The organism is Pseudomonas sp. LBUM1679, from assembly GCF_059695565.1.
Genome location: NZ_CP166774.1, coordinates 912,292 through 931,663, shown reverse-complemented (window position 1 = coordinate 931,663; position 19,372 = coordinate 912,292). Strand labels below are relative to the sequence as shown.

Here is a 19,372-nt window from a genome sequence, read left to right as displayed (position 1 = left end):
GTAGGAGCTGTCGAGCGAAGCGAGGCTGCGATCTTTTGATCTTATGCGCGAGCCTTGGCGATCAACTCGATGTACTCGGCCGCATGGCGCTGATCCTTGATCAGGGCAACGAAGTCATTACCGTGTTCATCCTTGCCGTCCAGATCCAGACCGGCTTCGACGAAGAACGTCAGAAAGCGCTCGAAATCATCGATACGCAGGCCGCGGTAAGCCTTGATCAGCTTGTGCAGCGACGGCGAAGTGGCGTCGACCGGCTCAAAATCGAGGAACAGTTTGATCTGCGCATCGCCGATCTCGTCACCAATCACTTGCTTCTTATCTTTACGCATTGCCGACTCCAGCTCGCAGACATTTTCACGGGCGGGCAGTTTACCCCCCACTTGCCGCCGGGCTCAACGCGGACGAACGCTACCGGTGTGCAGATCGGCCCAGACATGGCCGTTGGCGTAGCTGAGGAACTGGCAATACACCGTGTCATTGCGCAACAGGTCGATCACCACGCGGTACTGGGCCATCGGGTAAAACAGTGTCAGGGTTTTGCTCTTGTCGTCGTAGACCGGCTTTTTCAGGCTTTTGCTTTCGCCATCGAAGTTGACCAGCACTTGGGTGATGGTCGCACCCTTGTTCAAGGGTTTGCCCTTGAGGCGGATCAGCAACGGGGAAGTGACCGGGATCGGCTGTTGGTTGGACTGGCGCTGGCTGCCGACGACGACCGAATACTCGGTGATCTGCAGCAGTTGTTGCTGCTCGGGGTCGACGTCACGCAGGGCCAGGTCGTCTGGAGGCAGGAACTGCGCGTGCATGGGCGCAGGCGCTGCGGCCAGGGGCATACTGAGGGCCAGCAACAGGCCGGCGCAGCTGCGGATCAAAAGGCTCATGACGGGCTCCGGAGGGCGGGTGTAGGAGCGAGCTTGCTCGCGAAGGACGTGAACGATAACGCGTGCAATCCGAATAAACGCGGTGCCCTTGCGTTTTTCGCGAGCAAGCTCGCTCCTACAGGGGGTGAAGCTCAATCGAACTGCGCGCGCATCCACGCCTGATACTCGGCAACCCCCGGCTCACCTTCGCGCGGCGCCCACTGAGCAAGCTCACCTTCACCTACCGGGCGATAAGGGCCGGCCTTGCACTCGAACATCAGGCTGTCAGCTTCCAGCACCACCAGGCCATGGAACACGCCCACTGGCAGGTCCACGCCGACACAGTCGCCACCGGCCTGCAGAATCTGCTTTTTCAGCACAGTGCCAGACTCATCGAAAATCAACAGGCCAAGCCGCCCCTTGAGGACCAGCAAGGTTTCGGCCTTGTTATCGCCCAGATGGCGGTGAGGCGGGACGTAGGTGTTCGGCTGCAGCCCTACGGCCATGCGGTGACAGGCCTCTTCCATCTGATGGAAGTTGTGATGCTGACGCCCGCGAGGATTAGCCGCCGCTTTCTCGGCCAATCCAGTGAACAGGGTTTGATCAAGAAAGCTCGGCGTGGTCATGTGCTTACATTCCTTTGACAGCAAAAATCCCGTTGGCGTTACGCCAGTAGCCTTTGTAGTCCATGCCGTAACCGAAGATGTAACGGTCGATGCACGGCAGGCCGACGAAATCGGCTTTCAGGTCCGGGCGAGCCTTGCGGTCGTGGTCCTTGTCGATCAGCACGGCGGTATGCACTTTGCGCGCGCCGGCGTGTTTGCAGAAGTCGATGATCGCGCCCAGGGTGTGACCTTCGTCGAGGATGTCGTCGATGATCAGCACGTCACGATCGATGAACGAGACTTCCGGCTTGGCTTTCCAGAACAGGTCGCCGCCACTGGTTTCGTTGCGATAACGGGTGGCGTGCAGATAGGACGCTTCCAACGGGAATTGCAAATGGGTGAGCAGCTTGCCGGCGAAGATCAGTCCGCCGTTCATCACACAGAACACCACCGGATTGCTCTCGGCCAGCTGGTCGTTGATGCGTGCACCGACGCGGGCGATGGCCGCCTCGACTTCAGCTTCGGTGTACAGGCAGTCAGCCTCTCGCATGATTTGACGGATATGCTCGAGATCAGCGGACATGGCGCTCTCCAGGGGGAGGTTGAGGGGAGGGACGGGTTCGGAAAAGCGGGCAAAGGTACGCATCAAGCGAGGCCAGATCAAGCCTTTGTGGACTAACGTACTCTATGTCTATAGGACAACACCCTCGGATAGATTAATCTAGGCCGGTTTTTTTGCCCGCCGCCGGAGCCTTTCCCATGCCCATCCTCGAGATCCGCCATCCGCTGATCCGTCATAAACTCGGCCTGATGCGCCGCGCCGACATCAGCACCAAGAATTTCCGTGAGCTCGCTCAGGAAGTCGGTGCCCTGCTGACTTACGAAGCCACCAAAGACCTGCAGCTGGAAACCTACGATATCGAAGGTTGGGCCGGCACTGTGTCGGTCGAGAAAATCGCCGGCAAGAAAATTACCGTGGTGCCGATCCTGCGCGCCGGTATCGGCATGCTCGAAGGCGTGCTCAGCCTGATCCCGGGCGCCAAAGTCAGCGCCGTGGGCGTGGCCCGCAACGAACAAACCCTGCAGGCTCATACCTACCTGGAAAAGCTGGTGCCGGAAATCAACGAACGCCTGGCGATGATCATCGACCCGATGCTCGCCACCGGCAGTTCCATGGTCGCCACCATCGACCTGCTGAAAAAGGCCGGTTGCCGCGACATTCGCGCCATGGTGCTGGTCGCGGCGCCAGAAGGCATCGCCGCCGTGGAGAAGGCTCACCCGGACGTGACCATCTACACCGCCTCCATTGATCAAAAATTGAACGAACACGGTTACATCATTCCAGGCCTGGGCGATGCCGGTGACAAGATCTTCGGTACCAAGCAGAAGGACGCTTGACCATGCAGGATGAGTTCAACGATCCGCTCTGGCGCACGGTGCTGTCTGGTGCGCAGATGCTGTTCGTGGCGTTCGGTGCGCTGGTGTTGATGCCGCTGATTACCGGCCTCGATCCGAACGTGGCACTGTTCACTGCAGGCCTGGGGACGATTCTGTTTCAGATCGTCACCGGCCGTCAGGTGCCCGTGTTCCTGGCGTCGAGCTTTGCCTTTATCACCCCGATCATTCTCGCCAAGGGCCAATTCGGCCTCGCGGCGACCATGGGCGGTGTGATGGCGGCAGGTTTCGTCTACACCTTCCTCGGCCTGGCCGTGAAAATCAAAGGCACAGGTTTCATCGACCGCTTGCTGCCACCGGTGGTCATTGGCCCGGTCATCATCTCCATCGGCCTGGCCATGGCGCCGATTGCCGCGAACATGGCGATGGGCAAGGCGGACGACGGCACCGAGCTGATTCATTACCAGACGGCGATGTTGATCTCGATGCCGGCGTTGCTGACCACCCTGATCGTCGCGGTGTTCGGCAAAGGCATTTTTCGCCTGGTGCCGATTATCTCCGGCGTGCTGGTGGGCTTCGCAATGGCCTTCTATTTCGGTGTGGTCGATACCGCGAAGATCGCCGCAGCCCCCTGGTTTGCGATTCCGCACTTCACCGCGCCGGAATTCAACTGGCAAGCGATTCTGTTCATCGTTCCGGTCGCTTTGGCCCCGGCCATCGAGCATATCGGCGGCGTGATTGCCGTGGGTAGCGTCACCGGTCGCGATTACCTGAAGAAACCCGGCCTGCACCGTACCCTGCTCGGTGACGGGATCGCGACCACCGCAGCCGGCCTGTTCGGTGGTCCGCCCAACACCACGTACGCCGAAGTGACGGGCGCGGTGATGCTGACCAAGAACTACAACCCGAAAATCATGACCTGGGCAGCGATCTTCGCCATCAGCCTGGCGTTCGTCGGCAAATTCGGTGCGCTGCTGCAAAGCATCCCGGTGCCCGTGATGGGCGGGATTCTATGCCTGTTGTTCGGCTCGATCGCTGCGGTGGGGATGAACACGCTGATTCGCCATAAAATCGACCTGGGCGAGGCGCGCAACCTGGTGATTGTCTCGGTAACCCTGGTGTTCGGGATTGGCGGCGTGCTGGTCGGCACCGGCACTGGCCCGGACGACTTCGGCCTCAAAGGCATTGCGCTGTGCGCGGTGACGGCGATTGCACTGAATTTGTTGCTGCCGGGCAATGACAGCTGGAAGCGCAAGAAGGCGGATGAGTCGTTGTTGTAAGCCTGGGGTTTTTGTTGCTGCTTGAGACGCCTTCGCCGGCAAGCCGGCTCCTACAGGTTTTGTGTCGATCACACGACCTGTGTAGGAGCCGGCTTGCCGGCGAAGCTTTTAAAGCGCCAACGGCGCTCGCTCGCACAAGGTGCTCAACGCCCGCGCCCACTGCGGATCATCGTTCAGACACGGCACCAGCACCAACTCCTCTCCCCCCGCCTCGCGGAATTGCTCCTTGCCGCGATCGCCGATTTCTTCCAGCGTCTCGATGCAATCGGCGACAAACGCCGGGCACATCACCAACACTTTTTTCACGCCCATGCCAGCCAACTCATCAAGGCGCGCTTCGGTGTAGGGTTCGATCCACTTGGCCCGGCCCAGACGCGACTGGAACGACACCGACCACTTGCCGTCCGGCAGCCCCATGCTTTTGGCAAACTCGGCCGCCGTGCGCAGGCACTGAGCGCGATAGCAGGTCGCGACCACTTCCGGTGGCGCACCGGCGCAACAATCGCCGCCGCCCTCGAAACAGTGGCCGGGGTTGAGTTTTTTCAGGTGCCGCTCGGGCAAGCCATGGAAGCTCAACAACAAGTGATCGAAATCCTGCTGCAAATGCGGCTTGGCACTGGCTACCAGCGCGTCAAGGTATTCCGGCTGGTCGTAGAACGGTTGAAGAATCGAGAACTGCACATCGAGGTTGTGCTCACGCACGACCCGTCTGGCTTCTTCGACCACCGTGGTCACCGTGCTGTCGGCGAATTGCGGGTACAGAGGCGCCAAGGTAATGCGTTTGACCCCCTGCCCTGCCATGCGCACCAGCGTCGACTCGATCGACGGCTCGCCGTAGCGCATCGCCAGTTCCACCGGACCGTGGGTCCATTGCGCGGTCATCGCCTGTTGCAGGCGACGGCTGAGCACTACCAGCGGCGAGCCTTCCTCCCACCAGATCGAGGCATAGGCGTGGGCCGATTGCTCCGGGCGCTTGAACAGGATCAGCGATACCAGCACCCGTCGCACCGGCCATGGCAAATCGATCACATAAGGGTCCATCAGAAATTGATTGAGGTAACTGCGCACATCGGCCACCGAGGTGGAGGCTGGCGAGCCCAGGTTGACCATAAGCAATGCGTGATCGGTCATGCAACGTCCTATTTCAGAGGCGGCTGGACAGGTCGTCCAGAGCCGCGCGCAAATCAGTGAACCGGAAGGTGAATCCCGCTTGCAGCAAGCGAGCCGGTACGGCCTTCTGGCCACCCAGCAACAGCAATGACAACTCGCCCAGACACACTTTTAAAGCCAGGGCCGGCATCGGCATGAACGTCGGGCGATGCAACACGTTGCCCAGTGCCTTGGCAAACTCGCGATTGCGCACCGGCTGGGGCGCGCAGGCATTATAAGGACCGCTGGCGTCTTCGCGATGCAGAAGAAAATCAATCAGGGCGATTTGATCGTTGATATGGATCCACGGCATCCACTGGCGACCGTTGCCGATCGGCCCGCCCAGCCCCAGTTTGAACGGCAGCAGCAGCCGCGACAAAAAGCCGCCCTCGGCCGACAACACCAGCCCGGTACGAATAAGGATCACGCGAATGCCCATGGCTTCGGCACGCTGCGCGGTCTCCTCCCAGGCTATGCACAACTGACTGGCGAAATCATCGATGACCGGGGGTGATTCCTCGGTCAGTTCCCGTTCGCCACCGTCGCCATACCAGCCAATGGCGGAGCCCGAAATCAATACCTGGGGTTTATGTTCGCGGCTTTCGAGCCAGGCCAGCAAGGTTTCGGTCAGCGTGATCCGGCTGCTCCAGAGCAGCGCTTTGCGTTTGGAGGTCCATGGTCGGTCGGCGATCGGTGCACCCGCCAGATTGATAACGGCATCGACGGTTTCTTGTCCGAGGTCTTCGAACAGTGCGACGCCGCGCACCTGTGGCCCGCAAATTTTTGCGACTTTTTCCGGCGTGCGACTCAACACAGTCAAACGATGCCCCTGACTCAACCAGTGTCGGCAGAGTTGACGTCCTATCAAACCAGTACCGCCGGTCAGCAATATGTGCATGACTTCTTCCTCGCGTGGCGTTTTACCCTGATCACTAGTCTATTTTTATAAGCAGGGATCTTTGGTATCGGGCAGGCTCTGTGTTTAACAATAGGCCAAGCTGCCAGAACGAGAACGCTAAAAGTTATACCAAAAAACAATATTGTACAGGTTTAAACCCCGGCGTAGTCTGTACAGAAAGGTAAACGAGGCCCCTATGACTGTACCTATCGCAATCATCGGCACCGGCATCGCCGGATTGTCAGCCGCCCAGGCCCTTACGGAGGCCGGGCATGTCGTTCAACTTTTCGATAAAAGCCGCGGCAGTGGCGGACGCATGTCGAGCAAGCGCAGCGATGCGGGTGCCCTGGACATGGGCGCGCAGTATTTCACCGCGCGCGATCGCCGCTTCGTCACGGAAGTCCAGCGTTGGCAAGCCAACGGCTGGGTCGCCGAGTGGACGCCGCAGCTCTACACCTACCACGGCGGCCAGCTCAACCTGTCGCCGGACGAACAGACCCGCTGGGTCGGTACGCCACGCATGAGCGCCATCACCCGCGGCCTGCTTGGCGATCTGGAAGTGCAGTTCGCCTGTCGGATCACCGAGGTCTATCGTGGCGAAGAGCACTGGCATCTGCAGGATGCCGAAGGCTTCACCCATGGCCCGTTCGGCCATGTGGTGATCGCCACGCCGGCGCCGCAGGCCACCGCGCTACTGGCCTCCGCGCCGAAGCTCGCCGGGGCGGCCGCCGGGGTGAAGATGGACCCGACCTGGGCTGTCGCACTGGCCTTCGAAACGCCGCTGGATACGCCCATGGAAGGCTGTTTCGTGCAGGATAGCCCACTCGACTGGCTGGCCCGCAATCGCAGCAAACCCGGGCGCGACAACACCCTGGACACCTGGGTACTGCATGCCACCAGTGCCTGGAGCCGGCAGCATATCGACCTGTCCAAGGAAGCGGTGATCGAGCAGTTGCATGGCGCGTTCGCTGAACTGTTGCACGACGCCATGCCCGCTCCAACCTTCAGCCTTGCCCATCGCTGGCTCTACGCCCGCCCCGCCAGCAGCCATGAATGGGGTGTGCTGGCCGATGCCGATCTGGGCCTCTATGTGTGCGGCGACTGGTGCCTGTCCGGGCGTGTCGAAGGTGCCTGGCTCAGCGGTCAGGAGGCCGCCAGGCGCTTACATGCACATCTGCAGTAGGAGCTGCCGCAGGCTGCGATCTTTTGATCTTGATCTCTTCAGCGGCCCCCAAACAAGATCAAAAGATCGCAGCCTGCGGCAGCTCCTACAGGGGGAACGTGGCCGTAGGGGGATTGGCGTATAGCGCGGAAAAGCTGTACAAATAATTTGACTTGTACACCTTTGTATCTATGATCAAGTAATGTTGTACAGAACAGGAGTTCTGTACAGGTCTGGATTCGAGGTGCCCCGATGCTCCACCCCTCCGTGAAACCGAAAATCGCCATCAGCGCCTGCCTGATGGGTGCCGAGGTGCGCTTCAACGGCGGGCACAAGCAGTCGCGGCTGTGCAGCCACACCCTCACCGACTACTTCGATTTCGTCCCGGTGTGTCCGGAAGTTGCCATCGGCCTTGGCATCCCGCGCCAACCCATCCACCTGGTGGGTAGCCCCGAACAACCCGATGCCATCGGCACAGTCGATCCCGCTATCAACGTCACTCGGCCACTGGCTGAATATGGCCAGAAAATGGCGGCCGAGCTCAGCGATATCTGCGGCTACATCTTTATGCAGAAATCCCCGTCATGCGGACTGGAACGGGTCAAGGTCTACCACGCCAACGGAGTGCCGGCGGACGGCGGTGGTCGCGGCATCTACGCCCAGGCCTTTTGCGCCCTGCATCCGGATTTGCCGGTGGAAGAAGAGGGTCGGCTCAACGATCCGGTGTTGCGGGAAAACTTCCTGGCCCGCGTATTCGCCTACAGCGCCTGGCAGCAATTGCGGCAAGCAGGCCTGACCCGCCGCGGCCTCACAGACTTTCACTCGCGCTACAAATACCTGTTGATGGCCCACAACCCGGTGCAATACAAAACCTTGGGCAATCTGCTGGGCAACATGGGCCAGACCGATCCCCGCGAACTGGGCCCACGCTATTTCAGCGAACTGATGGCCGCCTTGAAAAAATGCGCCACGCGCCGCACCCACACCAATGTCCTGCAGCACATCAGTGGTTACCTGAAACAGGCGATCAGCGCCGAAGACAAGCAGGAAGTGCAACACGTCATCGGCCAGTACCGCCAAGGCATCGTGCCGCTGGTGGTGCCGCTGACCCTGCTCAAACATTATTTTCGCCAGCATCCGGATCCGTACATCGCGCAGCAGGTTTACCTGCAACCGCACCCGGAAAATCTCAGCCTGCGAAACGCGATCTGATGAAAACCCCACTCGACACCAGCGCCAGCGCCAGCGCAGACGTGGGCGCCGACTTCGCAAAGGCCCTCGATGAAGGCTGGCTGCCCATTCGTGAAGTGGCCCGCCAGACCGGCGTCAACGCCGTGACCTTGCGCGCCTGGGAACGGCGTTATGGCCTGATCGTGCCGCAGCGTACGCCCAAGGGTCATCGGCTGTTCCGCGCCGAACATGTTCAGCGCATTCTGACGATCCTGACCTGGCTCGATCGCGGCGTTGCCGTCAGCCAGGTCAAGCAACTGCTCGACACCCCACAGGCCTTGATCGAATCGGTCGAAAACGAGTGGAATGTGCTGCGCCACACCCTGCTGCACGCAATGACTCAACTGAACGAACGTACCCTCGACGACACCGTCAACCAGGCCATGGCGCTGTATCCGCCGCGAATTGTGTGCGAACAACTGCTGATGCCGTTGCTGGCGGAGCTGGAACAACGCTGGCAAGGCCAGTTCGGCGCACAGATGGAACGGGTATTTTTCTTTTCCTGGCTACGCAGCAAATTCGGCGCACGCATTTACCATAACAACCGTCAGTTGCGTAGCGCGCCGCTGCTGTTGATCAATCACTCGGACCTGCCGCTGGAGCCCCACCTGTGGCTCACCGCCTGGTTGATCAGCAGCGCCGATTGCCCGGTGGAGGTGTTCGACTGGCCACTGCCCGCCGGCGAACTCGCGCTGGCGGTCGATCACCTGAAAGCACGGGGCGTGCTGCTGTATTCCAGCAAAGCCATGAACCTTTCACAGCTGACGAAACTTTTGAATAGCGTCAGTTGCCCAAAAATGATTGCAGGACCCACGGTGTGCATCCACCACACCGAGTTGTCCGCAAGAACCACCGAATTTACCGACGTGTTCCTGGCCGAAGATCCGTTATCGGCTCACCAGGATCTGGTCCGGCGCGGGCTCATTTAATTATTATCCATGGACACCACCATGCAATTGATCTGGCTGCGCAGCGACTTGCGCCTACATGACAACACCGCCCTCTCGGCCGCTGCCGCCCGGGGTCCGAGCGTGGCGGTGTTTCTGCTGAGCCCGGAACAATGGCTGGAGCACGACGATGCGCCGTGCAAAGTGGATTTCTGGCTACGCAACCTGAGCGAATTGAGCCGCGCGCTGAACGAACTGAACATTCCCTTGCTGATCCGCAAAGCACCACGCTGGGATGACGCCCCGAATGTTTTGCTCGATCTTTGTCGGCAGTTGGCGATTGATGCAGTACACGTCAACGAGGAATACGGCATTCATGAAACCCGGCGGGATCTGGCGGTGGCCGACGCGCTGAAGGCCAAGGGTATCGAGTTTCACCGCTATCTCGACCAGCTGCTGTTCAAGCCCGGCAGCGTCCTGACCAGGACCGGCACTTATTTCCAGGTGTTCAGTCAATTCCGCAAGGTTTGCCATGAACGCCTGCATCATGCGCTTCCGAGTCTGGTGAACGCCCCAAGGGTGCAAGCTTCTTTAAGCCTCGAACCGGACAAGATCCCCGCACACATCGCGGGTTTCGAAACGCCCGGCGACAGCTTGCGCGCCCTCTGGCCTGCCGGTGAACGCGAAGCCCGGCGTCGTCTCGACACCTTCACCGACGCACAGATCGACCATTACCAAAACGAGCGGGACTTCCCGGCCAAACCGGGCACCAGTCAGCTTTCGGCCTATCTCGCTGCCGGCGTGATATCCCCTCGCCAATGCCTGCATGCGGCCCTGCACAGCAATCAGGGCGAGTTCGACAGCGGCAACGTGGGCGCCGTCACCTGGATCAACGAGTTGTTGTGGCGCGAGTTCTACAAACACATTCTGGTGGGCTACCCACGGGTTTCCCGTCACCGCGCCTTCCGCCCGGAAACCGAGGCCCTGGCCTGGCGCGATGCGCCGGAAGAACTCCTGGCCTGGCAGCAAGCCCGCACGGGCCTGCCAATCATTGATGCGGCCATGCGTCAATTGCTTGAAACCGGCTGGATGCACAACCGTCTGCGGATGGTAGTGGCAATGTTTCTGACCAAGAACCTGCTGATCGACTGGCGCGAAGGCGAACGCTTTTTCATGCGCCACCTCATCGATGGCGACTTGGCGGCTAACAACGGCGGCTGGCAGTGGAGTTCGTCCACCGGCACTGATTCGGCCCCCTATTTCCGGATTTTCAACCCGTTGAGCCAGTCGGTGAAATTTGACGCAGAGGGCGTATTCATCAAGCACTGGCTGCCGGAACTGGCCGATTTGAACCCAAAAGACGTGCATAACCCGGCAAACCTCGGCGGGCTGTTTGGTGTCGTGGACTACCCGTCCCCGATCGTCGATCTGAGCACGTCCCGCGCGCGCGCACTGGCCGCGTTCAAGCATCTACCGGCACGACAGAACGAAGGGGGGTAGGGATGAGTGATCTTCTGCGCGACAAGATTTATTACCACCGGGATTCCTTCAATGCCGGGGCACTGTTTCATGAATATCTAGCCGTTTTGGGCCGGCCATGTGGCTGGCTGAAAAGGAGCATGGGATGAGTTTTACAACTCCACGACGCTATTGGCTGACCGGCGCCGGCAACGGTATTGGCGCGGCGTTGGCCGAAGAAATACTGAAAACCGGCGCCCACCTGGCGGTCAGTTCACGCTCGACGGCCTCCCTTAAAGTCTTGTCCAGGCGCTATCCAGGGCAGGTGATGGTGGTGGCCGGTGACCTGACCAACAGTCAGACCGTGCGTGAAATCGGCGAGCGGATTGCCGAGGACTGGGGTTCGCTGGATTCGGTGATCATTAATGCCGGCACTTGCGAATATGTCTGCGCCAGGCAGCTGGATGCTTCAATCATTGAGCATGTCGTACGCACCAACCTGCTCGCCAGCAGTTACTGCATCGAAGCTGCCGTGCCTTTGCTGCGGGCCGGCACCGGGCCGCATCTGGTGGGTATGGCCAGTCCTGCAACCTACTTGTCGCTGCCCCGGGCCGAAGCCTGTGGCACGTCGAAAGCCGGCCTGCGCTACTTGTTCGAGTCGTTGCGCATCGATCTGGCCGCGGACGGCATCGCAGTCACCATGGTCAGCCCAGGCTTCGTCGATACACCGCCGGCAGCGAACAACGACGTGCCGACCACCTACTCCTGGCCTGTGGATAAAGCCGCTCGGCATCTCTTCGCCGAACTCAAGCGCCGCCCCCCGGAGATCGCCCTGCCCGCGCTGTTCATGGCCGCCCTCTGGCCGCTGTCGAAAATGCCCGACAGCGGGAAACTGGCGATCGGAAAACGCATGATACGTGGCCAGCCGCCGATCAAGGATCAGCCGTGAATATCGCCATCATCGGCAGCGGCATTTCGGGGCTGACCAGCGCTTACCTGCTCAATCGCAGTCACGAGATCAGCCTGTTCGAGGCCAGCGACCGGGTCGGCGGGCATACCCATACCGTAGACGTGACTGTCGATGGCCAAAGCTACCGGGTGGACACCGGTTTCATGGCGTTCAACGACTGGGCCTATCCGAATTTCATTCGCCTGCTGGGTCAACTTGGCGTGGCTTTCAAGCCGACGCCAATGAGTTTCTCGGTCACCGACCCGGACACTGGCCTCGGGTACAACGGCAACACCCTCAACAGCCTGTTTGCCCAGCGTCGCAATCTGTTGTCGCCGGGGTTCTGGGGCATGCTGCGGGACATCGTGCGCTTCAATAAAATGGCACAGCGCGACCTGGCTGAAGGGCGAATCGCGGCAGACACCACGCTGGATGCTTATTTGAAAGCCGGTGGCTACGGCGAGCGGTTCATCCTGCATTACATCGTGCCGATGGGGGCCGCGATCTGGTCGATGTCCATGGCGGACATCCTGGGTTTCCCCATGCGGATCTTCGTCAGGTTCTTCAACAATCATGGCCTGCTGTCCATTGGCAATCGCCGGCCATGGTGCGTGATCGAAGGGGGTTCGAACGCCTATATCGCGCCGTTGACGGCGAGCTTTAAACAGAAAATCAGGCTCAATGACCCGGTCAATCAAGTCGAACGCGATGGGGCTGGCGTGATTATCCACAGTGCCGGCGGCAGCGAGCGATTCGATAAAGTGGTGTTCGCTTGTCACAGCGATCAGGCACTGAAACTGTTGGCCAGGCCGAGCGACGCCGAACAGTCGATCCTCGGTGCCCTGCCCTACGCTGACAATGAAGTCGTGCTGCACACCGACACGCGTGTGCTGCCGGAGCAAAAACTGGCCTGGGCCGCTTGTAACTATCGCCTCGGCGGCCCTGGCCATACACGGGCGGCTGTCACCTACGATATGAATATTCTCCAGGGCATCCAGAGCGACACGACGTTCTGTGTCAGCCTCAATCAAAGTGCCGGCATCAGCCCGTTCAAGGTGCTCGCCCAATACACTTATGCCCACCCGCAATTCAGCCTGACGGCCGTCGCCGCCCAAGAACGCTGGGAAGAATTGAACGGCGCGCACCACACTTACTTTTGCGGCGCCTATTGGAACAGTGGTACCCATGAAGACGGCGTGATCAGCGCTTTGCGCGTTGCCCGCTCGTTCGGGGAAGCCTGGTGACAGCGCCCGCTTCTGCAGCTGAATCGCCCTGCTGAGGTAGCTCCAAGCCTCGCGAATACCGTTAGTGAATCAGCCTGCTGCACGCCCATGCAGCCAAGCGTCCGTCAGGCCTTTCACACAGCATCGCCGCGCTGCCTTACACTGCGCCCCATGAAGACGATCCCCCACACGCAAATCGCCGAACCGGCGGTCACTTGCTCGACCTGCGCAGCGTGCTGCTGCCAGCTCGAAGTCATGCTGATCACCGACACTGGCGTGCCCGAGCGGTTTATCGATACCGATGATTGGGGGGGTGAAGTGATGCTGCGGCTGGATGACGGCTGGTGCGCCGCGCTGGATCGCAACACCATGATGTGCACCATCTACGAAAAACGCCCGTTGATCTGCCGGGAGTTCGAGATGGGGGCGCCGGAATGCATCGATGAGCGCCAGGGGATAACCACGGCGTATCGCTGACCTGTAGGAGCTGGCTTGCCAGCGAAAGCGGTGTCACAGCCAACATCGATGTTGAATGTTACGGCCTCTTCGCTGGCAAGCCAGCTCCTACATGTAAAGCGCCGAGGGTTACAACGGCATCGTGTAGTGCAGCGCGTAACTTTCCACACCGTTGTTCGGACTGCTGATCCCGGCATTGGAATAGTGCGTCGCACGAATCCCGACTTCATGTCCGCCCGCAAAGCGCAGGCCAAAGCCGAACCGGTCTTCAAACTGGAACGCACTGCCGAGCTGGTTGTTTTCGACTTCGGTATTGGCGAACGCCGCTACACCAACGCCCACCTCCACGTACGGCTTGACGTTCTGTCCGGCAAACTCATAAACCAACACCGGCGAAAACGACAGGCTGTGGTTGCTGGAACTCTTGTCGCCTTCCCAATAGGTGTAGGCGCCACTCCAGTAACCGGTCAAACGACCGACGTCACTTTGCAGCCAGCTCTGGTCCCAATCGAATTGCATGCCCAGCCGATAGGTCATGGTCGACTCGCTGGTCTGGCCGATCGCGAACTCCACGCCCGCCGCCTGAGCGGTAAAACTGTGCCCCATCAGTGCGGCCGCAATCGCGGCCAAACAGAATAGTCGCTTCATTAGAAACATCCTTTTCCGAACGAGTATTGTGTGGTTTTTTTTTGTATCTCTCGATAGAACTAAACCTATAGAAGTCGACGTTTAATCAGAAGTTCACCTAATTACTCGTTTCCCCCAAGATTTATCTACTGATTGAAGCTTCGCACAACACCAGAGGTATTCCACAGGATCGGCAAGATATTTCGGAAATGTTCCGGATCGGCACTCGTCCAGAACTGCGCTGCGCGAGCAGCCCCATCGGCCAGCAATTCGCGCTCGGTCAACAGACGCTGGAGTTGTCGTGCCACCGCGGCGCCGGTGTCGATCAAGCTGATGTCCTCAGGGATCATCTGCTTTAGCAACGGCTTTAGAAAGGGGTAATGCGTGCAGCCGAGAATTATCGTGTCGCAACCCGCGGCAAGCAGCGGCCCGACATACCTGGCCAGCAACTCACGCAGGGCAGGGCTGTGCAGATCACCGTTTTCAATCAGCTCCACCAGCCCGGGACAAGGCTGAGTGATCACCCGGATATCCGTGGCGAAGCGATCGAGTAACGCGGCAAATTTGGCACTCTGCAACGTGCCGGTGGTGGCCAGGACACCGATCACGCCACTGCGGGTAGCTGCTGCGGCGGGTTTGACCGCCGGCTCCATGCCGACAATCGGCCACTGGGGATAATCGCGCCGCAAATCCGCAACACCGGCGACCGTGGCTGTGTTGCACGCCAGCACCAGGGCCTTGGCACCCTGCTGCTGAAAAAATTCGGCCATGACACTGCAACGGTGCCGGATGAACTCCGGCGTTTTTTCGCCGTAGGGAACATTCCCGCAATCGGCCACGTACAGCAGTGACTCATTGGGCAGTAAACGCTGGATCTCGGCCAGCACCGACAGCCCTCCGACGCCGGAATCGAACACGCCGATTGGCGCTTCACGCATGGGCAGTACCACAAACACTGCAACCCGGATCACGTTTGACCCGCAGTTCACGGAAGCGCGTGCCCAAGGCATCGATCAACAACAGACGCCCCACCAGCGGCTCGCCGAAACCCGCCAACAGTTTCATGGCTTCCAGCGCCTGGAGGCTGCCCACCAGCCCGACCAGAGGCCCGAGCACGCCGGCTTCGCTGCACGTCAATTCGGCTTCGCTGCCGTGCCCGTACAAACAGTGGTAACACGGACTTTCCGCGCGGCGTGGGTCGAACACCGACAATTGCCCTTCGAGGCGAATCGCCGCGCCGCTGACCAACGGCTTGCGCGCAGCCACGCAGGCAGCGTTGACCGCTTCACGGGTGGAAAAATTATCCGAGCAGTCCAACACCAGATCCACTGCGCCCACGGCGGCGGCCAGGGAATCTTCGTCCAGCGCCGCGCGGTGGGCAATCAACCGAATCTCGGGATTGATCGCGCCTAGACGGCGGATGGCCGAATCGACCTTGCTGACCCCGACGCTATCCGTGTCATGGATGATCTGGCGTTGCAGGTTGGTCAGGTCGACGCTGTCGAAGTCTGCCAGATGCAGTTCACCGACCCCGGCGGCGGCTAGGTACAGCGCCACCGGTGAGCCAAGACCGCCAAGACCGATGATCAATACGCGGCTTTCCTTGAGTCGCAACTGACCGTCGATGTCGACATGTTGCAACAGAATCTGCCGGCTGTAGCGCAACAATTCCTGATCATTCAGCACGGCAGGCACCCCAGACTGATGCGTTCGTGACCGCCCAGATCGGTGCGGCTGTGAACCTGTTCAAAGCCGCGGGCCAACAGCAAATCGCGCACCGCACCGGCTTGATCATAACCATGTTCGAGCATCAGCCAGCCACCCGCTTCAAGATAATCCGGCGCCTGGGCGACGATCAGACGCAGATCGTCGAGCCCGTCGACACCGGCCACCAGGGCACTGGCCGGTTCGAAGCGAACGTCGCCCTCGATCAGATGCGGATCGGCGGACGCGATGTAGGGCGGGTTGCTGATGATCAGTTGAAAGCGCTGGCCTTGCAGCGCGCTGAACCAATGACTGCTCAGTACCGTGGCGTTGTTCAGGTGCAGGCGCTGACGATTGCGCTCGGCCAGGGCCACGGCTTCGAGCACCCGATCCACGGCCGTGACCTTCCACGCCGGGCGCTCGCTGGCCAGGGCCAGGGCAATGGCGCCGCTGCCGGTGCCCAGATCGAGAACACTGGCTGGGGTCGCCGGCAGCAATTCCAGCGCGGCTTCCACCAGCAGCTCGGTGTCCGGGCGCGGGATCAGCGTGTGCGGCGCCACTTCCAGATCGAGCTTCCAGAAACCTTGCTGGCCAAGAATATACGCCACCGGTTCTCCGCCACGACGACGTTGCAAAAACCCGGCAAAGGTCAATGCGGCGTCGCTCGGGACGATGCGTTCCGGCCAGGTGTGCAGGAAGCTGCGGGATTTGCCCAAGGCCGCGGCCAGCAGCAATTCGGCATCCAGACGCGCCGTGGGCGAGTCGGGCAAATCGGCGGCGCGCAACAAACTGGCAATGATCGTCATTTACTCACCTATGGCCGCCAGTTGATCGGCCTGGTACTCGGCGAGCAATGGCTCGATCACCGCATCGACACCACCCGCGAGGATTTCGTCGAGGGAATACAGCGTCAGGTTGACCCGGTGGTCGGTGACCCGGCCCTGGGCAAAGTTGTAGGTGCGGATCCGCTCGGAGCGATCTCCCGAACCCACCAGCAATTTGCGCTCGCTGGCGATGGCATTGGCGGCGGCGCTGGTCTGCTGGTCGTTGAGCTTGGCCGACAACCAGGACATCGCCCGTGCGCGGTTCTTGTGCTGGGAACGTTCTTCCTGGCACTCGACGACGATGCCGGACGGCAAGTGGGTGATGCGGATCGCCGAATCGGTCTTGTTGACGTGCTGACCGCCGGCACCGGAGGACTTGTAGGTATCGATCCGCAAATCGGACGGGTTGATCTCGATCGCTTCCTGCTCGTCCGGTTCGGGCAATACCGCCACGGTGCACGCCGAGGTGTGGATACGCCCCTGGGATTCAGTGGCCGGAACCCGCTGCACGCGGTGTGCACCGGATTCGAACTTCAGCTTGCCGTAGACGTTGTCGCCTTCGACCCGGGCGATGACTTCTTTGAAGCCGCCGTGTTCGCCGATGTTCTCCGAGAGAATCTCTACCCGCCAGCCACGCCGCTCGGCGTAACGCGAATACATGCGGAACAGGTCGCCGGAGAAAATCGCCGCCTCGTCACCGCCGGTGCCGGCGCGGATTTCGAGAAACACGTTACGGCCGTCATTCGGATCCTTGGGCAGCAGCATGCGTTGCAGGCTGGCTTCGATTTCGATCAGTTGCTCTTTGGTTTCGCGGACTTCTTCCACGGCCATTTCGCGCATGTCCGGGTCGCTGTCCTTGAGCAGAGCCTGGGCGCCTTCGAGGTCGCCTTGCACTTTGAGCAACTGTTTATAGGCTTCGACAATCGGCTCGATTTCCGCATATTCCTTGGAATAGGTGCGGAATTTGGCCTGATCGGAAATGACCTCGCCATCGCCAAGCAAGGCAGTCAATTCCTCGAAACGGTCCTGGAGGATGTCCAGCTTATTGAGCAGTGACGCTTTCATTGCGGTTTCTTATCCGAAAAGCTATCCGATGAGCCCTCACCGAGGGCAAAGAGTTCCTGGGCCATGGCCAGCGCATCGAGGCGACCTTCGGCAGAGAGCTTTTTCAATTGCACGCTCGGGGCGTGCAAGAGTTTATTGGTCAGGCCGCGTGCCAGTTGCACCAGCACGTCTTCGGCGTTGCTGCCGTTAGCCAGCATCCGCTGGGCCTTGAGTAATTCTTCGTCGCGCAGGCGTTCGCTTTGTTGACGATAGGCCTTGAGCACATCCACCGCCGCCAGTTCGCGCAGGCGGACCATGAAGTCTTCGGCACCGACCGACACCATCTCCTCCGCCGCCTGGGCTGCACCCTGACGGCTCTTGAGGTTTTCGGCGACCACTTCGTGGAGATCGTCGACGCTGTACAGGTAAACGTCGTCCAGTTCGCCGACTTCCGGCTCGATATCCCGCGGCACGGCGATATCCACCATGAAGATCGGCTTGTGCTTGCGCAACTTCAAGGCACTTTCTACCGCACCCTTGCCCAGGATCGGCAACTGGCTGGCCGTGGAACTGATGACGATGTCGCTGCGCACCAGTTCGGCCGGAATATCCGAGAGCAACACGGCATGGGCGCCGAACTGCTCGGCCAGGATGCTCGCGCGCTCCAGCGTCCGGTTGGCGACCACGATGCGCTTTACACCCAACTCATGCAGATGGCGGGCGACCAGGGTAATGGTCTCGCCGGCACCAATCAGCAAGGCCTGGCTGCGTTGCAAGTCGCTGAAAATCTGTTTGGCCAGGCTGACCGCGGCAAACGCCACGGACACCGGGTTCTCACCAATGGCGGTGTCGGTGCGCACTTGCTTGGCCGCATTGAAAGTGGCCTGGAACAGCCGCCCGAGCAACGGACCGATGGTGCCGGCTTCGCGGGCCACGGCGTAGGCCGATTTCATCTGACCGAGAATCTGCGGTTCGCCCAATACCAGTGAATCGAGCCCGGAGGCCACCCGCATCATGTGACGAACTGCCGCATCATCTTCGTGCACATAAGCGCTCGCGCGCAGCTCTTCGAGGCTCAAATGGTGATAATCGGCCAGCCAGCGCAACACGATGTCAGCCGAAAGGTGATCCTGTTCTATATAGAGCTCGCTGCGATTGCAGGTGGAGAGGATCGCAGCTTCGCGGCTGTCGGTGAGTCGGCAGAGCTGCTGCAAGGCCTCCACCAGCTGCTCAGGGGTAAAGGCCACGCGCTCGCGGACGTCTACTGAAGCAGTCTTGTGGTTGATACCGAGTGCAAGGAAGGCCATTCAAGGTCGCTGATGGTGACGTGAAGCCGGCAATTGTCCTACTTCGACACAACGAGAACAACTACTCGATCTCTATTGGTCCGGTAGGCGAAAGCCAGGCGTGCGAGCGCTTCTCGTTTACAGGGGTCGGCTGACCCACCGCCCGCCCCCTGTAGGAGCTGGCTTGCCAGCGAAGGCGTCCTCAAGGACAGCGCACGACTCAAGGGCCCCTTCGCTGGCAAGCCAGCTCCTACAGGGGGGACCGGTGAACAGGGGAAAATGGGTAGGCGGTTATGTTTGGCCGAAGGCTTGTGTCATGATGATCCGACCGCAGGTTA

21 protein-coding genes are annotated in these 19,372 nt (G+C 60.3%); 9 read left to right on the top strand and 12 right to left on the bottom strand.

Annotation, left to right across the window (positions count from 1 at the left end):
• Positions 1-41: 41 nt before the first annotated feature.
• The 4 genes from ACA062_RS04225 to ACA062_RS04210 form a co-directional block, all read right to left on the bottom strand.
• Positions 42-329 (bottom strand): PA4642 family protein, encoded by a 288-nt coding sequence (locus tag ACA062_RS04225; RefSeq protein ID WP_497455341.1) that lies wholly within the window; start codon positions 327-329, stop codon positions 42-44.
• Positions 330-392: 63 nt separating this feature from the next.
• Positions 393-878, bottom strand: a complete 486-nt coding sequence (locus tag ACA062_RS04220) for a hypothetical protein (RefSeq protein ID WP_497455340.1) — start codon at positions 876-878, stop codon at positions 393-395.
• 131 nt (positions 879-1,009) lie between these two features.
• On the bottom strand, positions 1,010-1,483 hold the full coding sequence (locus ACA062_RS04215) for a WbuC family cupin fold metalloprotein (protein WP_497455339.1): 474 nt from the start codon (positions 1,481-1,483) through the stop codon (positions 1,010-1,012).
• A gap of 4 nt (positions 1,484-1,487) precedes the next feature.
• Entirely contained in the window at positions 1,488-2,045 is a 558-nt protein-coding gene (locus ACA062_RS04210) for a hypoxanthine-guanine phosphoribosyltransferase (protein WP_497455338.1), read from the bottom strand.
• Positions 2,046-2,221: 176 nt separating this feature from the next.
• Here ACA062_RS04210 and upp point away from each other — a divergent pair, with 176 nt between their 5' ends.
• Complete coding sequence (upp, locus tag ACA062_RS04205) at positions 2,222-2,860, top strand: uracil phosphoribosyltransferase (RefSeq protein WP_497455337.1); 639 nt, start codon at positions 2,222-2,224, stop codon at positions 2,858-2,860.
• A gap of 2 nt (positions 2,861-2,862) precedes the next feature.
• Entirely contained in the window at positions 2,863-4,137 is a 1,275-nt protein-coding gene (locus ACA062_RS04200) for a uracil-xanthine permease family protein (RefSeq protein ID WP_497455336.1), read from the top strand.
• A gap of 108 nt (positions 4,138-4,245) precedes the next feature.
• On the opposite strand, the gene hemH is transcribed toward ACA062_RS04200, so the two are convergent.
• Both hemH and ACA062_RS04190 read right to left on the bottom strand, forming a co-directional pair.
• On the bottom strand, positions 4,246-5,268 hold the full coding sequence (gene hemH / locus ACA062_RS04195; protein ID WP_497455335.1) for a ferrochelatase: 1,023 nt from the start codon (positions 5,266-5,268) through the stop codon (positions 4,246-4,248).
• A 13-nt stretch (positions 5,269-5,281) separates the two neighbouring features.
• Positions 5,282-6,184, bottom strand: coding sequence for a TIGR01777 family oxidoreductase (locus tag ACA062_RS04190; RefSeq protein ID WP_497455334.1), 903 nt, complete (start codon positions 6,182-6,184; stop codon positions 5,282-5,284).
• 196 nt (positions 6,185-6,380) lie between these two features.
• On the opposite strand from ACA062_RS04190, the gene ACA062_RS04185 reads away from it, so the two are divergent.
• From ACA062_RS04185 to ACA062_RS04155, 7 genes are all read left to right on the top strand, one after another.
• Positions 6,381-7,367 (top strand): NAD(P)/FAD-dependent oxidoreductase, encoded by a 987-nt coding sequence (locus tag ACA062_RS04185; protein WP_497455333.1) that lies wholly within the window; start codon positions 6,381-6,383, stop codon positions 7,365-7,367.
• Between the two features lie 231 nt (positions 7,368-7,598).
• On the top strand, positions 7,599-8,558 hold the full coding sequence (locus ACA062_RS04180) for a YbgA family protein (RefSeq protein ID WP_497455332.1): 960 nt from the start codon (positions 7,599-7,601) through the stop codon (positions 8,556-8,558).
• Positions 8,558-9,505, top strand: a complete 948-nt coding sequence (locus tag ACA062_RS04175) for a MerR family transcriptional regulator (protein ID WP_497455331.1) — start codon at positions 8,558-8,560, stop codon at positions 9,503-9,505. The genes ACA062_RS04180 and ACA062_RS04175 overlap by 1 nt, the downstream gene beginning before the upstream one ends.
• 21 nt (positions 9,506-9,526) lie before the next feature.
• Complete coding sequence (gene phrB, locus ACA062_RS04170; RefSeq protein ID WP_497455330.1) at positions 9,527-10,963, top strand: deoxyribodipyrimidine photo-lyase; 1,437 nt, start codon at positions 9,527-9,529, stop codon at positions 10,961-10,963.
• A gap of 124 nt (positions 10,964-11,087) precedes the next feature.
• Complete coding sequence (locus tag ACA062_RS04165) at positions 11,088-11,870, top strand: SDR family NAD(P)-dependent oxidoreductase (RefSeq protein ID WP_497455329.1); 783 nt, start codon at positions 11,088-11,090, stop codon at positions 11,868-11,870.
• Entirely contained in the window at positions 11,867-13,114 is a 1,248-nt protein-coding gene (locus ACA062_RS04160; RefSeq protein ID WP_497455328.1) for an NAD(P)/FAD-dependent oxidoreductase, read from the top strand. The genes ACA062_RS04165 and ACA062_RS04160 overlap by 4 nt, the downstream gene beginning before the upstream one ends.
• A 150-nt stretch (positions 13,115-13,264) precedes the next feature.
• Positions 13,265-13,570, top strand: coding sequence for a YkgJ family cysteine cluster protein (locus ACA062_RS04155; protein ID WP_008153413.1), 306 nt, complete (start codon positions 13,265-13,267; stop codon positions 13,568-13,570).
• Between the two features lie 108 nt (positions 13,571-13,678).
• On the opposite strand, the gene ACA062_RS04150 is transcribed toward ACA062_RS04155, so the two are convergent.
• From ACA062_RS04150 to hemA, 6 genes are all read right to left on the bottom strand, one after another.
• On the bottom strand, positions 13,679-14,197 hold the full coding sequence (locus ACA062_RS04150; RefSeq protein ID WP_497455327.1) for an acyloxyacyl hydrolase: 519 nt from the start codon (positions 14,195-14,197) through the stop codon (positions 13,679-13,681).
• Positions 14,198-14,322: 125 nt separating this feature from the next.
• The gene (gene murI / locus ACA062_RS04145; RefSeq protein WP_497455326.1) at positions 14,323-15,114 is read right to left on the bottom strand and encodes a glutamate racemase; all 792 of its coding nucleotides are present in this window, start codon (positions 15,112-15,114) and stop codon (positions 14,323-14,325) included.
• Entirely contained in the window at positions 15,107-15,862 is a 756-nt protein-coding gene (locus ACA062_RS04140) for a molybdopterin-synthase adenylyltransferase MoeB (protein ID WP_497455325.1), read from the bottom strand. Before ACA062_RS04140 ends, murI begins: the two co-directional genes overlap by 8 nt.
• Entirely contained in the window at positions 15,856-16,686 is an 831-nt protein-coding gene (gene prmC, locus ACA062_RS04135; protein WP_497455324.1) for a peptide chain release factor N(5)-glutamine methyltransferase, read from the bottom strand. The genes ACA062_RS04140 and prmC overlap by 7 nt, the downstream gene beginning before the upstream one ends.
• The gene (gene prfA, locus ACA062_RS04130; protein ID WP_128873681.1) at positions 16,687-17,769 is read right to left on the bottom strand and encodes a peptide chain release factor 1; all 1,083 of its coding nucleotides are present in this window, start codon (positions 17,767-17,769) and stop codon (positions 16,687-16,689) included. It abuts the gene before it with no gap.
• On the bottom strand, positions 17,766-19,055 hold the full coding sequence (hemA, locus tag ACA062_RS04125; RefSeq protein WP_497455323.1) for a glutamyl-tRNA reductase: 1,290 nt from the start codon (positions 19,053-19,055) through the stop codon (positions 17,766-17,768). Before hemA ends, prfA begins: the two co-directional genes overlap by 4 nt.
• Positions 19,056-19,372: the final 317 nt, after the last annotated feature.

Coding starts and splice junctions, on each gene's coding strand:
- ACA062_RS04225 (WP_497455341.1), bottom strand. CDS start 329: ATGCGTAAAGATAAGAAGCAAGTGATTGGTGACGAGATCGGCGATGCG.
- ACA062_RS04220 (WP_497455340.1), bottom strand. CDS start 878: ATGAGCCTTTTGATCCGCAGCTGCGCCGGCCTGTTGCTGGCCCTCAGT.
- ACA062_RS04215 (WP_497455339.1), bottom strand. CDS start 1,483: ATGACCACGCCGAGCTTTCTTGATCAAACCCTGTTCACTGGATTGGCC.
- ACA062_RS04210 (WP_497455338.1), bottom strand. CDS start 2,045: ATGTCCGCTGATCTCGAGCATATCCGTCAAATCATGCGAGAGGCTGAC.
- upp (WP_497455337.1), top strand. CDS start 2,222: ATGCCCATCCTCGAGATCCGCCATCCGCTGATCCGTCATAAACTCGGC.
- ACA062_RS04200 (WP_497455336.1), top strand. CDS start 2,863: ATGCAGGATGAGTTCAACGATCCGCTCTGGCGCACGGTGCTGTCTGGT.
- hemH (WP_497455335.1), bottom strand. CDS start 5,268: ATGACCGATCACGCATTGCTTATGGTCAACCTGGGCTCGCCAGCCTCC.
- ACA062_RS04190 (WP_497455334.1), bottom strand. CDS start 6,184: ATGCACATATTGCTGACCGGCGGTACTGGTTTGATAGGACGTCAACTC.
- ACA062_RS04185 (WP_497455333.1), top strand. CDS start 6,381: ATGACTGTACCTATCGCAATCATCGGCACCGGCATCGCCGGATTGTCA.
- ACA062_RS04180 (WP_497455332.1), top strand. CDS start 7,599: ATGCTCCACCCCTCCGTGAAACCGAAAATCGCCATCAGCGCCTGCCTG.
- ACA062_RS04175 (WP_497455331.1), top strand. CDS start 8,558: ATGAAAACCCCACTCGACACCAGCGCCAGCGCCAGCGCAGACGTGGGC.
- phrB (WP_497455330.1), top strand. CDS start 9,527: ATGCAATTGATCTGGCTGCGCAGCGACTTGCGCCTACATGACAACACC.
- ACA062_RS04165 (WP_497455329.1), top strand. CDS start 11,088: ATGAGTTTTACAACTCCACGACGCTATTGGCTGACCGGCGCCGGCAAC.
- ACA062_RS04155 (WP_008153413.1), top strand. CDS start 13,265: ATGAAGACGATCCCCCACACGCAAATCGCCGAACCGGCGGTCACTTGC.
- ACA062_RS04150 (WP_497455327.1), bottom strand. CDS start 14,197: ATGAAGCGACTATTCTGTTTGGCCGCGATTGCGGCCGCACTGATGGGG.
- murI (WP_497455326.1), bottom strand. CDS start 15,114: ATGCGTGAAGCGCCAATCGGCGTGTTCGATTCCGGCGTCGGAGGGCTG.
- prmC (WP_497455324.1), bottom strand. CDS start 16,686: ATGACGATCATTGCCAGTTTGTTGCGCGCCGCCGATTTGCCCGACTCG.
- prfA (WP_128873681.1), bottom strand. CDS start 17,769: ATGAAAGCGTCACTGCTCAATAAGCTGGACATCCTCCAGGACCGTTTC.
- hemA (WP_497455323.1), bottom strand. CDS start 19,055: ATGGCCTTCCTTGCACTCGGTATCAACCACAAGACTGCTTCAGTAGAC.